The sequence below is a fragment of the Paenibacillus chondroitinus NBRC 15376 genome, assembly GCF_004000765.1.
GTDB classification, from domain to species: domain Bacteria; phylum Bacillota; class Bacilli; order Paenibacillales; family NBRC-103111; genus Paenibacillus_E; species Paenibacillus_E chondroitinus.
The window spans coordinates 286,345-300,727 of record NZ_BILW01000004.1; the positions used below are offsets into that span (position 1 = coordinate 286,345).

A 14,383-nucleotide genomic window follows, 5' to 3' on the forward strand; every position below is an offset into this window, starting at 1 on the left:
AACCGAAAAGAACCGTCAGGATGTGGATTTCCCTGACGGTTCTTCTTATTCTTTAGCCGTTAACAATGGTTCCACCATTCACGTGCAGCACCTGACCTGCCATATAGGAGGAATCCTCGCTGGCCAGGAAGACGTAGCTTGCAGCAAGCTCACTTGGCTGACCTGCGCGCTTCATTGGCGTCGTTGAGCCGAAGGTCGCGACTTCCTGTTCCGTGAAAGTAGACGGAATCAGCGGTGTCCAGATTGGACCCGGCGCGACGGCGTTCACGCGAATGCCCTTGGCGTTCAGCTGCAAGGAGAGGGAACGTGTGAAAGTAACAATCGCGCCTTTCGTGGCGGAATAGTCGATCAGCTGCTCATGTCCATGGTAAGCGGTGATGGAAGCTGTATTGATAATGGCGCTTCCCGATTTCAGATGGGGCAGTGCAGCTTTGGTTAAATAAAACTGAGAGAAGATGTTCGTTCTAAAGGTTCGTTCGAGCTGCTCGGACGTCACATTCTCAATGCTTGGCTGCGGATGCTGTTCGGCGGCGTTATTCACGAGAATATCGAGCTTCCCGAATTGTTGAACGGCTTGCTCGATAATTTTCTTGCAAAAGTTCTCATCGCCAACATCACCTGCGACATGGAGACACTTCCGACCCGCCTTCTCCACATGCCGCTGCGTTTCTTCCGCATCTCCGTGTTCATTGAGGTAGACGAGCACGACGTCGGCGCCTTCTTTGGCAAAGGCTACTGCAACTGCTCGGCCTATACCGCTGTCGCCTCCGGTAATGAGCGCGACTTTATCCTTCAGTTTGCCGGCTGCTTTGTAAGCAGCGTTGTCAAACTCGGGACGCGGGTTCATTTGTGACTCAATGCCAGGTTGTGTATTTTGATGCTGTGGTGGAAAAACAGGTTTTGGCGTAGTAGCTGTTGCCATGCAAGTAAGCTCCTTTCATATCCCTAACAAATTCTTAGTTAGGATGATGCAAAGGGGGCCAAATCATACTTCATTCGGTAATGATAGCGATACTTGGTTTGATAACCAAGTTTTTCATATAACGAAACAGCGGTCGTATTGGAAGCGACAACTTGCAAGTATTGCTGGGTTGCGCCATGCTCCAGACTCCAAGACGTGAGAGCGTGCAGAAGATAGTAACTCAGACCTTGGCCCCGCTCTTTCTCGCTTACAACCACATTCAGAAAGCCGGCAAATTCGCCTTCGACAATGGCCGTGGCGACTGCGATAATTTGATGATCTTTTTTTATTTTTACAAACCCTTTGGTCTTGGAGATTCGGTCACATATTCCTTTGTAGCAGTCTTTGAGCGTCTTGTCGTAACGTTCAAGCTCAAGAAAAGCATCCAACCATTCCTCGTCCACTTCGCCCAACCATTCGGTTGTAATTGACAAAGGTGGTTTTAACAAAAGTTTCTCCTGTGCGAGTGCGGCCGCTTCATGTGCGTTAGCAAACATCATGAGACATGGAAGCTCATGGACATACCCCTGTGAATCCAACATTTCGTCCAACCCAGGAGGGGATGCATCGCTAATATGGAAAATGGCAGGAAGGCCTTTGTCAGCATAAAATTGTTCGACAAGCGGCAGCCAGTCGGCGGTTTTCGGATAATCACCGATGGCTAGCACACTGTTGGCACGTTTCGTGACACCTTGGGTGGCTCGCAATTGCCAATGATCAATATAAGCGGTAATTTCGGCAGGCCATGTGTTGGATGCAATCGTATCGATTTCGTTGTAAAAAGTGATGGAATCGTTCATCATACGTAGACTCCTTTCGATTCTTTCGAGGTTTTTTAAATAAATATACATATTAATGTATAAAAATACAATATCAAAAGTGGAAAAAAACAGTCCATTGATGTAAGCTATGAAACGACGGAAAGTTTATTGCAAACTGGCATCAGGAGTGAATGATTTGGAATTTATCATACGACGGGCGCGTTCCGAAGATTATGAGGCAGTTAACGCCATTATCCGTTTCGGCCAAGAGGAGCACGCGGCTGCTCTGCCTAAATATTTTGCAAAATTGGATCGCGTCGTTGCCATGGGCTGGTACCGCAGCTTTTCCGATCAGGTGAACAAGGTCATATGGGTCGCTGAGACAAGCGGGCAAGTGGTCGGTGTAGCGATGCTGGAGATGAAAAAAAGCCCATCCTATGAGGCGCTGGTGCCACGCTCTTACGCTTATTTGAACGAACTAGCGGTGTCTCCTGACTTCCAGCGGCAAGGTGTAGGAACGCTGCTCTATCAAGCATCGGCAGCGTGGGCGCGGGACCAGGGGGCTTCCTCCCTTGAGCTTAATGTATGGGAATTTAATGAGAGCGCCATCGCTTTCTACCATTCCTTGGGCATGTCCACACTTAATCGAACGATGACGTCCGATTTATCTTACTAGTTAAAGGAGCATATGCATGCGATTTATAGATAACGAAGGAATAACAGATCCACGGATCAACTTGGCGATCGAGGAATATGCGTTAAGGCATCTGCCGGATCAGGACAGTTACCTGCTTTTTTATATGAACGAACCATCCATTATTATTGGCAAAAATCAAAATACCCTGGAAGAAATCAATCCGGAATATGTAAAAGATCATAACCTGCATGTCGTTCGCAGACTGTCCGGCGGCGGAGCTGTGTACCATGATTTAGGCAATTTGAATTTTAGCTTCATTACCAAAGATGACGGTAATTCTTTTCACAATTTTCAAAAGTTTACGGAGCCTGTCGTAGAAGCCCTTCGCAAACTCGGGGTAGAAGCGGCATTAACAGGACGAAATGATATCCAGGTCGGCGAACGTAAAATTTCAGGCAATGCGCAGTTTGCAACCAAAGGCCGGATGTTCAGCCATGGCACGCTTTTATTCAACTCAGAGATCGAAAATGTCGCGTCTGCGCTCAAGGTTAGTCCTGATAAAATTCAATCCAAGGGGATTAAATCGATTCGCAGCAGAGTTGCAAATATCGTTGAGTTTCTGGATGCTCCTTTAACGATTGAAGAGTTCCGTCTGCAACTATTGGCCTCTATATTCGGGATGGAGGCGTCGCAAGTGCCGACGTACAAGCTTTCAGATGAAGACTGGCGCCAGATTCACAGCATATCCGAAGAACGTTACGGGAACTGGGATTGGAACTACGGCAAATCGCCGAAGAGTACAGTGCAAAACTCCAAGCGCTTCGAAGGTGTTGGGAAATTGGATGTTCGGTTAGCAATAGAAGAAGGCCTAATTCAAGATATTAAAATTTATGGCGATTTCTTCGGCGCTAGCGATGTAGCGGAGCTGGAAGAAGTGCTGCGCGGCTCCCGTTATGAAGAAAAGGCTGTACGAGAGCGGCTGGAAGGCGTTGAAATGCGGCGGTACTTTGGCGCTTTGGAGCTTGACTCTTTCGTTACTCTGCTCATGTTAACTTAAGTAATTTAGATTCATCCTGGGGGAGGAAGATCAGGCAATGACGAAACTATATTTGATCCGGCACGGGGAGACGCTTTGGAACGAGGAGCGACGCATGCAGGGGCATATGGATTCACCACTATCTGCTTTAGGCGAGCAGCAAGCTTTATGGTTGTCCTACGCTTTGAAAGATGTTCCCTTTGAAGCTATGTATGCAAGCACCAGCGGTCGAACGCTGCAAACTGCACGTATTATCAAAGGGGATCGCGATCTGGCGATTCAGCCTTCGGATGAATGGCGGGAAATGAATTTAGGCGACTGGGAGGGGCGCATCTCGGATGAAATTGAGCGATTAGACCCCGATAATTTCCATGCCTTCTGGCGTAATCCGGAAGCGTATCGTTCAGCGCGTGGCGAAACCTATTCGGATTTGCAGCAAAGGGTGACCCCGGCACTTGAACAATTGCTTGCAGCACACGAGGGGCAGACGATCGCGCTGGTATCACACACCGTCACGCTGAAAGTCATTATGGCTTATTTTGAACGGAGAGGGCTTGCTGAGCTTTGGAATCCGCCATATTTTCATCCAACGTGTTTAAGTCTAGTTGAAATCGTAAATAACGAGCCGCACATCCGTCTTCATGCAGACACTTCGCACTTTCAAGACGAAGCCTTCGGGTACTGACATTCAACCATTAGGAGGGATCGACAATGATTCTTGAAGTTGCCATTTTACCTGTGATTGCCGGGAAAAATACAGAATTTGAAGCAGCCTTCCGCGAAGCATCATCCATTATTTCGTCGATGAAAGGGTATGTATCCCACGAACTGCAGTCATGCATCGAAGATGGGAACAAATATCTGCTCCTTGTGCAATGGGAGACGCTTGAGGACCATACCGTAGGCTTTCGAGGATCGGCTGAGTATCAGGAATGGCGCAAGCTGCTGCATCATTTCTATGATCCTTTCCCGGTTGTAGAGCATTATACGCTGACGCAAACATATAGCAAATAAAGTAGAAAAGCTTCCGGCTTGGATCGGAGGCTTTTTCTCTTGTATAAGCTCTAATGATCGGTCTAAAAAACATGGAATGCGCGTAGGATGGATAGATACCATCCATCGAAACCAACTTGTAAACGAGGTGATCCTCATGAGTGGTCGGAGCTTGCCATCCAGACAAATCAACATCGTCTTGCGGCAGCCAGAGCAGCGGCGAGCGGTTGATGGCGCCGGCGACCAGCTTCATGCTTCGCCGCAGGCCGAAACAGAACCGCAGCAAACCGGAAAAAGGACGCCGCTTGAGGGTCCGTTATCGGATATTTTTAAAGAGCTGAATCAATTGATAGGTCTTGATAATGTCAAAGAATTGGTGCATGAAATCTATGCGCTGCTCCAAATTTCTCAATTCCGCGCAGAGGCCGGATTAATCAGCAATGCGCATGTGTACCATATGATTTTCAAAGGGAGTCCCGGAACGGGGAAAACGACGGTCGCCCGGTTGATGGGACGCATGTTTCACGCGATGGGTGTGTTAAGCAAGGGGCACTTTATTGAAGTGGAACGGGCAGATCTCGTAGGTGAATACATTGGACATACAGCTCTTAAGACGAGGGAATTGATGAAAAAGGCGATGGGCGGGATCCTGTTCATCGATGAAGCCTACAGCTTGGCGCGCGGAGGGGATAAAGACTTCGGGAAGGAGTCGATCGACGCGCTGGTCAAAGGTATGGAGGATAAAAAAAATGACTTTATTCTGATTCTCGCCGGCTATAGCGACGAGATGGAGCAATTCCTTGCTACGAATCCCGGGCTGCCTTCCAGGTTCCCGATTCAAATTGATTTTGAAGATTATCCCATTGAACAATTAATTCAGATTACGGAACTTATGGCCAAAGACCGTGAATATGTGCTTATGCCACAAACGGTAATGAAACTTAAACAGCATTTGATGGAGGAGAAGGCAGCGACTTGGCGGGCTTTTAGCAATGCAAGATATGTTCGCAATATTCTGGAGAAAGCGATGAGGCATCAAGCGGTGAGGCTGCTCAGTCAATATGTGAATGCCCCTTCCAAATCGGAATTAATGTCGATCCGGCCCGAAGATATGAAATTTAAATGAACATTTGGAAAGCTGTTTAACTTTTTTTAAGTTAAATGGCTTTTTTTCTTGTTGAAAGGAATTGACAGGTTGAAAGAACGGAGTAAAATAGACAGAGTAATTAGATCTTGATAATGATTATCAGTCTTAACCGGATTGGTGATTGATTGGCCAAGGAGGGCTTTTGCTATCATGCCTAAAATGTTTATTGCTTGCTGGATCGCATTGGTCTTATTTTTAACGGTCCCCTTTTCCGTTTTCGCTAAAGCAGAGGATGACCTCGCGAAAGAAGACGAGAATATTGTGCGTGCTATCCAAGCTGCAGAGAGCGGGAAGGTGGAAGAGGCTTCCAAACTGTTCGATACGTTTCAAATGAACTGGTTATCTTATGAAGGTGGCGTGAAGGAACGCTCGCTTGCAGCTTATCAGAAGATCGAGCAGGCGATGGGTGAGGTGTCCTTTCAAACGGTAAAGCAGCCCATCGATGAGCAAAAGCTTCTAACGGGCTTGAAAGAGCTTCACACGCTAAATAAGAACTTTATCGAAGGGAATTTGGATGCTTTTGGTCAAGCTCCTAAGGGCGATGGCCAAGTATCGGTTGCTGATTTGGTTGCACTTTTGGACAAAGCAGCCGCACAGTTAAAAGAGAACGATGTGGAAGGGGCTTCGGCCAGTATTCAGACGCTTCGAGATTCTTGGCTGCAGATAGAGGGGATTGTTCTTACACAGTCTTCCGCTGTTTATACATCCATGGAAAGAGACATGGTCACAGCCTATGCACAGCTGTCTGCGTCGCCTGCTCAAGCCAATGAAGCTTCAGCAACGATTGCACGTATGCATGCAGATCTGAATCCGTTAGCTGCCAAAACCAGATACACCATGCTGGATGCAACGACGATATTGCTGCGAGAAGGACTGGAAGCTTTGCTAGTCGTTATTGCCCTGCTCGGGTTTCTAAATAAATCGGGTCATAGTGATAAAAAACAATGGATTTGGTACGGGGTGCTCGGCGGACTATTGATAAGTATCGCTCTTGGCATCGTCGTTCAGCAGCTGTTCTCAGCTAGCGCTTTTGGCAATAACAACTTTTTAATTGCTGGATGCACTGGCATTTTCGCTGCGGTTATGCTGCTATATATGAGTTATTGGTTGCACAGCAAGTCAAGTATTTCGAACTGGCAGAAGTACATAAGAGATCAGAGCGTCAAAGCGCTAGCGACAGGGAGCTTGGTTTCATTAAGCTTGCTGGCTTTCCTGGCAGTATTCCGCGAAGGCACGGAGACGGTTCTCTTCATGATCGGAATGGCATCCTCGATTTCATTGACCTCTTTGGTCAGCGGCATCGTCATTGGTGTAGTCATTCTGATTATTGTGGCATTCCTTATTTTAAAAGTCGGCTTGCGTATTCCGATGCGGCCTTTCTTCCTGGTTTCAAGCTTTTTCGTATTTTACCTGTGCTTCAAGTTTGCCGGTATGGGCGTCCACGGTCTACAGCTAGCCGGTTATCTGCCAGCTACGACGGCATCTTGGCTGCCAAGTTGGGATTTCGTTGCTCTTTATCCGACATTAGAGAGTGCGATTCCTCAATTTATTCTTCTCATAGCGGCATTGTTCACCGTCATCTGGGAACACCTAAAACGGATTCAAAACAAAAATCGTACTGTCTATAAATAATTTTTTAATCGAAGAGGGGCACTCATTCATGAAAAAGAAACTTATTATTTTAGCGGCAGCAACAACGCTAGTACTCGCAGGCTGCGGAAAAACGGAAACAACGGAAGTTACGAAAGTGCCTTTCAAGGAAGGATCCGCAGCGCTCCTAACAAGCATTGATCAACTAAAAGGCCAATTAGATGCCAATAAAATTAAAGATGCGAAGAAGTTGTCAACGCAATTGGAAGATCAATGGGCCAGCTTTGAGGACGAAGTGAAGCCGAAATTCCCGGAACTTTATTTTAAAGTGGAGAAATTTTTGATTCCTTTGGAAGCCGGTTTGAAACAAGACAAGTTGGATTATCCCACACTAACAGCACTTAACACGAACGTAAAAACAGCTATAACGGAGTTAACGACAGCTTTTACGGACAATAAAGGGGCAGTCAATAAAGATGTCATCGAGGCTTCCAAAGAGCTTCAAGAAGCAGCGAAAGCTTATAATAAATATGTACAAGATCAAGGGAAACAACTTGTCACTGTATTGGAACAGTTTGATGCAGCAGTGAAAAGCGGCGATTTGAAAAAAGCGCAGGAAGCTTATGGACAGTCCCGTATGCCGTATGAAAGAATTGAACCAATCATTGAGACATTCAGCGAGTTGGACGGCGTGATGGATGCTCGTGTGGATGATTTCAAGAACGAAAAAGATCCGGCATTTACAGGTTATCACCGAATTGAGCACTTGCTTTTTGTGAAAAAGAATGTAAAAGATGCTGAACCATTCTCTGCCCGATTACTGGAAGACGGCAAGAAAATGCAGCAGGCAATCGCAGCTACAACAATCGAACCTTCAGACTTTATCGCTGGTGTTGGGGAATTGATGGAGGAAGCGCAGTCCAGTAAAATTACAGGTGAAGAAGAACGCTGGAGCGGGGCTACCGTGCCTGTTATCCGGGCGAATGTTGAAGGCGCTCAAGCGATTTATGATCTTGTCAAAGGTGAATTGAAGAAGAAAGATGCAGCCTTAGATGAGAAAATTTCAAAAAGCTTGGCAGCTGTCATAGATACGATGAACACACTGTCGCCAGTTGGACCAACGTGGAACGATTTTGGAAAACTGGATCAAGCCAAACAAGTTGATTTGAAAAATAAATTGGAAGCTTTGGCAGAGCCTCTGGTAAAAATGCCGGGAACGTTAAGTAAATAAACGAGCGGAAAGGAGAAGCGGCAATGGCGGATAAAATGAATCGCAGAGCTTTTTTGGGGATGACTGCGGCAGGAGCAGCGGGAATCGTGCTCGGTGATTTGCTGGGGAAAGCGCAAGGAGCGGTTCCTAATGCGGCAGAGGCTAATGTTAACAAAGCCAATGTTGAGAGTGAAACGATCTCTTTCTATGGCACTCATCAAACGGGTGTCGTGACGCCTGCTCAGAACTTTGCCAATGTGGCGGCTTTCGATGTTACGACTGAGAATGTGCAGGAGCTTAAGGAGCTCCTGCAGCATTGGACCGAAATGGCAGCTACGCTTATGGCGGGTAAACCGCTGGCAGCCGAGCCTCAAGAGGCTAAATTTCCTCCAACGGATACAGGGGAGCAGATAGGGTTAGATACGGGGAAATTGACGATTACTTTCGCGGTAGGCGCCTCACTTTTCGAAAAGGAAGGGGTCGATCGATTCGGACTTCGTTCACGTAAACCTTCGGGTTTAACGGAGATGCCGATCTTTCATAAAGACTCCTTGCAGGATCAATTAACCCATGGCGATATCTTGATTCAGGCTTGTTCGGATGATCCGATGGTTTGTTTTCATGCTATTCGGAATTTAGCCAAGGCTGCACGTGGGGTTGCTCATTTGCGCTGGCAGCAAACCGGACAGTTAGGCATCAAAGCGCAAGGAACCAAGCGCAATCTGTTTGGTTTCAAGGATGGCACGAATAATCCGGCTTTGAACGATGAGACATTTATGAAAAATAACGTTTGGGCAGATAGTTCTGATGGTGCCTCCTGGTTTGCCGGTGGCACTTACATGGTCGTGCGCCGCATTCAAATGCGAATTGAAACTTGGGATCAACAAACGTACGCTGCTCAAGAGGACATTATAGGTCGTCAAAAAGTTTCCGGGGCACCGCTGGATGGCCAAAAGGAAATGGATCAGCCTAATTTCCAAGGAGATGCCGAAGGCAAATTTACACCACTGGATTCCCACATTCGCCTCTCGAATCCGCGCACAGGCGAGAATTCCGAACGTGAACGTATTTTGCGAAGAGGCTATAATTTCATGGAGAACCTCGACAGCGTAGGACGCTTAAGTGCCGGTTTGCTGTTCGTATGTTTCAATCGGAACATTCAGACGCAGTTTGAATCGATTCAGAAAAGGTTGACGAATCCGAAGCTTCCCGATCAAATGTTAGCTTATACGGATACGACAGGCGGCGGTTATTTCGCCGTGCTTCCCGGGGTTCCTTCAAAAGGCTCATATTTAGGTCAAAGTTTATTTGCGTAACATTTGTGGAAAGATACCGGAAGGCCACGTGCCTTTCGGTTTTTTTGATTATCATGGCTATAATTGAATTTTCCTTCGCAGTAAATTGACTTTCCCAAGCATTTCCTACACAATGATGAAGGAATCTGCCGATTTTAGTGGATTTCAATCGTGATAGTGCAAGGTAAAGGAGAACAATTACTTATGAAAACAACTTCACATATGGTTGAAAAAGAAATTGATGACCGTGCTGTGCTTGTAAGTCTGGTCACACAGAAGCAGAAGCGTAATGAAGCGATTGCTGAGTATTCGCTGCAGGAGCTCGTGAAACTGGCTGAAACCGCCGGTGTGCAGGTTTTGGAAACGATGACGCAGAACAAAGAGACGAAGGATAGTAAATGGTTCATTGGTAAAGGGAAAGTGGATGAACTCAGAGCAATGTTGGAAGAGCTGGGAGGCAACACGGCGATATTTGATCAAGAGTTATCGGGCGCTCAAGTCCGTAATTTGGAAGCGGCCCTCGATGTCAAAATCATTGATCGTACACAGCTTATTCTAGATATATTCGCGCAGCGTGCGAAGACGCGAGAAGGTATTATCCAGGTTGAGCTGGCACAACTCAGCTATTTGCTTCCTAGGCTTTCCGGCCAAGGGAAGAATCTTTCCAGGCTGGGCGGCGGTATCGGTACGAGAGGGCCCGGGGAATCCAAGCTGGAGACAGATCGCCGGCATATCCGGGGGCGTATCGACGAGTTGAAGGCGCAGCTTGAAGAGGTCGTTCGACATCGTACGCTGCACCGGGAGCGCAGGAAGAAAACCGGTGTGTTTCAGGTTGCCCTGGTCGGTTATACGAATGCCGGCAAATCAACCTTATTGAAACAATTGACGCAAGCAGACGTCTATATTGAGAATCAGCTTTTTGCTACTCTAGACCCGACATCACGGACGATGGAACTGCCAAGTGGCAAAGAGATCGTTCTTACAGATACCGTAGGTTTTATTCAAAACCTGCCGCATGATCTTGTAGCTTCATTCCGTGCTACATTGGAAGAAGCTAATGAAGCGGATCTCATTCTTCATGTCGTCGACAGCTCGACAGATATGCGCAATGAGCAGATGCGCGTCGTAGGCGAGGTGCTTCAGGAGCTTGGCGCTCATCAGAAGGAACAGCTTACGATTTTCAACAAAATCGATGCTTGTTCTCAGGAAGAGCGGGAAATGCTGACGACTGAAGGAGAGTTTCTGAAGATCAGCGCCTTCAATCAAGAGGATTTGGAACGTCTGCGGCTTGCTATTCAAGAAAAGCTGATGGGAGAGAGCAAAGAGTTTCGTATCCCTGCTAATAAAGGAGATGTTATCTCTTTGATGTACCGAATCGGCGATGTTCTTGAGACGGATGTGGACGGCGAGGATATGGTATTTAAAGTCCGTGTTAACAAAGATGATTATGTAAAAGTAGCTTATCAGTTGGTCGCGTATGACCAGCAAGCGAAGCAAGGGCAGCAAGAGGACAGCGAGGGAGAGATTTATTAATCATGCAATTTGGGGATAAAGTCATGTCGTTGATGGAAAGTGCTGAACGCCAAGTCGAAAGCGCTTTTCGTCACATTGAAAAAACAATCGATCTGAATCAATGGAAAGTGATCAGCGCTTTTCAGAAACATAAAGTAAGTGATTACCATTTCGCCTCCTCCACCGGCTATGGGTACAATGATCGCGGCAGAGAGGTGCTCGATCTTGTGTATGCGGATAGCTTTGGGGCAGAGGCAGCGCTGGTTCGTCCGCATTTCGTGTCAGGAACGCACACAATTGGGACAGCTTTGTTCGGTGTGCTTCGACCAGGCGAACATCTACTTTACATCACAGGGAAGCCCTATGACACCTTGCATAAGGTGATTGGCAAACCCGGCGACGGCACAGGCTCGCTGCAGGACTTCGGCATAGGCTATGATGAGGTAGCCTTGCTGGAGGACGGATCGCCCGACTGGGCGGCTATCGCAGCTGCTATTCAGCCGAACACGAAGGTGATCGGCATCCAACGCTCGCGCGGCTACTCGTGGCGGCCGTCGTTCACAATCGAACAAATCGGAGAGATGGTCCGATTTGTCAAAGAAGTAAACCCTAATCTTATCGTTTTCGTCGATAATTGCTATGGGGAGTTCACCGAGCTGCAGGAGCCGACACAGGTTGGTGTCGATCTGATGGCTGGCTCACTGATCAAAAACCCCGGAGGCGGCATAGCCCCATCCGGCGGCTACATAGCCGGGCGGCAGGATCTCGTGGACCTCGCCGCCTATCGATTGACCGCCCCTGGCATTGGGGGCGAGGTCGGGGCCATGCTCGGTGCTACGCGAGCCATGTTTCAGGGGCTTTTCCTTGCCCCGCATCTCGTCGGGCAAGCGGTTAAGGGCTCGGTGTTCGCTAGTGCCGTATTCGAACAGCTGGGCTTCGAGAGCCATCCGCGTTGGGACGCGCAGCGGACGGATTTAATCCAAGCGATCCGCTTCACGTCGGCGGATCACTTGATCACGTTCGTGCAGGGCATCCAGAAAGCGGCTGCCGTGGATTCGCACGTGGTGCCCGAGCCGTGGGATATGCCCGGCTATGAGCATCCCGTCATTATGGCGGCCGGGACCTTCATCCAGGGCGGCAGCCTGGAGCTGTCCGCCGATGCTCCGATTCGCGAGCCGTTCATCGCGTATATGCAGGGAGGACTTACCTATTCACATTGTAAGTTAGGGGTGCTTACGGCAATCCAACATATGGTAGACAAGGGATTGCTTTGAAAAATAAGACTGTGAACAAACCTTACACTCCTTGACACGTTTTTGTTACTTAGGTACAATATAGGAGAGGTACTTAACTTTGCAGGAGTGATTAGCATGAGTGATGAAATACGTAGAAATATGGCGTTATTCCCTATCGGGATCGTCATGAAGCTGACAGATCTAACCGCACGACAAATTCGATATTACGAGCAGCATGAGCTTATTATTCCAGCCAGAACTGGCGGCAATCAACGACTCTATTCCTTTAATGATGTTGAACGATTACTTGAAATTAAAGATTTGATTGAAAAAGGCGTGAACATCGCAGGGATCAAGCAGGTGCTCATCCCAGTCGATAAAGATTCGGAAGACGCTACGATTTTGAACGAGCATACGGAAGTTAAGCGTAAGGAACTAACCGACTCCCAACTGCACAAAATGCTTAAACAGCAGTTGATTGGCGGGGGCAAGCGTCCGGATCAGGTTTCCCTCATCCAAGGACAGCTTTCCCGGTTTTATAAATAACACTCCGTAAGCGCTTGTAAAATGAGAGGAGAATGAACGTGACTTACAACAACAACTATACCAAAGAAGATATTTTGCGCATTGCTAAAGAACAGAATGTTCGCTTCATTCGCTTGCAATTTACGGATTTGATGGGAAGTATCAAGAACGTTGAGATTCCTTTCAGCCAACTTGAAAAAGCGTTGGACAACAAAATGATGTTTGACGGTTCTTCCATCGAAGGTTATGTGCGGATTGAAGAATCAGATATGTACCTGTACCCTGATTTGGATACATGGGTTATTTTCCCTTGGGTAACGGAAAGCAAAGTGGCTCGCTTGATCTGCGATATCTACATGCCGGATGGGCGTCCATTCCCGGGTGATCCTCGCGCTATCTTGAAAACAGCGCTGAAGCAAGCGGAAGAGCTTGGCTACACAGCGATGAATGTTGGTCCTGAACCGGAGTTCTTCTTGTTCAAAACCGATGAGAAAGGCAATCCAACGACAGAACTGAACGATCAAGGCGGATACTTTGATTTGGCTCCGATGGATCTTGGTGAAAACTGCCGTCGCGATATCGTGCTAACGCTGGAAGAAATGGGCTTTGAGATTGAAGCGTCTCACCACGAAGTAGCTCCTGGTCAACACGAAATCGATTTCAAATATGCGGATGCGATTAAAGCGGCCGATCAAATTCAAACGTTTAAACTCGTTGTTAAAACGGTTGCCAGACAGCATGGTCTGCATGCTTCCTTTATGCCTAAGCCACTGTTCGGCATGAATGGTTCTGGTATGCACTGTCACCAATCCTTGTTCAAAGGTGAAACCAACGCATTTTACGATGAGTCAGATAAGTTAGGTTTAAGTAATGTTGCAAGACATTATATGGCAGGTGTACTTCGCCATGCCCGTTCCTTTGCAGCGATTACGAACCCGACGGTTAACTCCTATAAACGTCTCGTACCTGGCTACGAAGCACCTTGTTACGTCGCATGGTCTGCGAGCAACCGCAGTCCGATGATTCGTATCCCGGCTTCCCGCGGCTTAAGCACGCGCGTTGAAGTTCGTAATCCGGATCCAGCGGCGAACCCATACTTGGCGCTTGCTGTTATGCTTGCAGCTGGTTTGGACGGCATCAAAAACAAAATGCAGCTGCCTCCTCCAACGGATCGCAACATTTATGTGATGACAGAAGAGGAGAGAGAAAGCCAAGGCATCCCAAGCTTGCCACTCAACTTGAAACAAGCTTTGGACGAGCTGCTGCGCGACGATGTGATCTGCGATACGCTCGGCGAGCATGCTTTAGCACATTTCTATGAGCTCAAAGAGATCGAGTGGGATATGTACCGCACACAGGTTCACCAATGGGAAAGAGATCAATATCTATCCCTGTACTAAGATCATCAGCAATATTTGAAAATTAGATAAGATAGCCCGTCATGATTCAGGCACGACCTGAACTGATGGGCTTTTTCATAC

The 14,383-nt window shown here is 47.5% G+C and carries 14 protein-coding genes; 12 read left to right on the forward strand and 2 right to left on the reverse strand.

The window, feature by feature from the left end; all coding sequences use genetic code 11:
- Positions 1-52 precede the first annotated feature (52 nt).
- On the reverse strand, positions 53-922 hold the full coding sequence (locus tag PCH02S_RS07670) for an SDR family oxidoreductase (protein ID WP_127451641.1): 870 nt from the start codon (positions 920-922) through the stop codon (positions 53-55).
- Between the two features lie 38 nt (positions 923-960).
- Positions 961-1,764: a GNAT family N-acetyltransferase gene (locus tag PCH02S_RS07675; RefSeq protein ID WP_164819470.1), complete on the reverse strand. Its 804-nt coding sequence runs from the start codon at positions 1,762-1,764 to the stop codon at positions 961-963.
- Between the two features lie 154 nt (positions 1,765-1,918).
- Between PCH02S_RS07675 and PCH02S_RS07680 the strand changes: the two genes are divergently transcribed.
- From PCH02S_RS07680 to glnA, 12 genes are all read left to right on the forward strand, one after another.
- A complete protein-coding gene (locus PCH02S_RS07680) occupies positions 1,919-2,398 on the forward strand; it encodes a GNAT family N-acetyltransferase (RefSeq protein ID WP_164819471.1) in 480 nt (159 codons plus the stop codon).
- Between the two features lie 16 nt (positions 2,399-2,414).
- Positions 2,415-3,416, forward strand: coding sequence for a lipoate--protein ligase (locus PCH02S_RS07685; RefSeq protein WP_127451647.1), 1,002 nt, complete (start codon positions 2,415-2,417; stop codon positions 3,414-3,416).
- Positions 3,417-3,453: 37 nt separating this feature from the next.
- Positions 3,454-4,080, forward strand: a complete 627-nt coding sequence (locus tag PCH02S_RS07690; protein ID WP_127451649.1) for a histidine phosphatase family protein — start codon at positions 3,454-3,456, stop codon at positions 4,078-4,080.
- 26 nt (positions 4,081-4,106) lie between these two features.
- Positions 4,107-4,409, forward strand: a complete 303-nt coding sequence (locus tag PCH02S_RS07695; RefSeq protein WP_127451651.1) for an antibiotic biosynthesis monooxygenase family protein — start codon at positions 4,107-4,109, stop codon at positions 4,407-4,409.
- A 136-nt stretch (positions 4,410-4,545) separates the two neighbouring features.
- The gene (locus PCH02S_RS07700; protein ID WP_127451653.1) at positions 4,546-5,514 is read left to right on the forward strand and encodes an AAA family ATPase; all 969 of its coding nucleotides are present in this window, start codon (positions 4,546-4,548) and stop codon (positions 5,512-5,514) included.
- A gap of 171 nt (positions 5,515-5,685) precedes the next feature.
- Positions 5,686-7,167 (forward strand): FTR1 family iron permease, encoded by a 1,482-nt coding sequence (locus PCH02S_RS07705; protein ID WP_127451655.1) that lies wholly within the window; start codon positions 5,686-5,688, stop codon positions 7,165-7,167.
- A 28-nt stretch (positions 7,168-7,195) separates the two neighbouring features.
- Positions 7,196-8,356: an EfeM/EfeO family lipoprotein gene (locus PCH02S_RS07710; protein ID WP_127451657.1), complete on the forward strand. Its 1,161-nt coding sequence runs from the start codon at positions 7,196-7,198 to the stop codon at positions 8,354-8,356.
- Positions 8,357-8,379: 23 nt separating this feature from the next.
- Complete coding sequence (efeB, locus tag PCH02S_RS07715) at positions 8,380-9,651, forward strand: iron uptake transporter deferrochelatase/peroxidase subunit (RefSeq protein ID WP_127451659.1); 1,272 nt, start codon at positions 8,380-8,382, stop codon at positions 9,649-9,651.
- Between the two features lie 183 nt (positions 9,652-9,834).
- A complete protein-coding gene (gene hflX / locus PCH02S_RS07720) occupies positions 9,835-11,163 on the forward strand; it encodes a GTPase HflX (protein ID WP_127451661.1) in 1,329 nt (442 codons plus the stop codon).
- 32 nt (positions 11,164-11,195) lie between these two features.
- Complete coding sequence (locus PCH02S_RS07725; protein WP_397369852.1) at positions 11,196-12,416, forward strand: methionine gamma-lyase family protein; 1,221 nt, start codon at positions 11,196-11,198, stop codon at positions 12,414-12,416.
- 96 nt (positions 12,417-12,512) lie between these two features.
- Positions 12,513-12,923: a MerR family transcriptional regulator gene (locus tag PCH02S_RS07730; RefSeq protein WP_127451665.1), complete on the forward strand. Its 411-nt coding sequence runs from the start codon at positions 12,513-12,515 to the stop codon at positions 12,921-12,923.
- Between the two features lie 38 nt (positions 12,924-12,961).
- The gene (glnA, locus tag PCH02S_RS07735) at positions 12,962-14,302 is read left to right on the forward strand and encodes a type I glutamate--ammonia ligase (RefSeq protein WP_246068984.1); all 1,341 of its coding nucleotides are present in this window, start codon (positions 12,962-12,964) and stop codon (positions 14,300-14,302) included.
- Positions 14,303-14,383 lie beyond the last annotated feature (81 nt).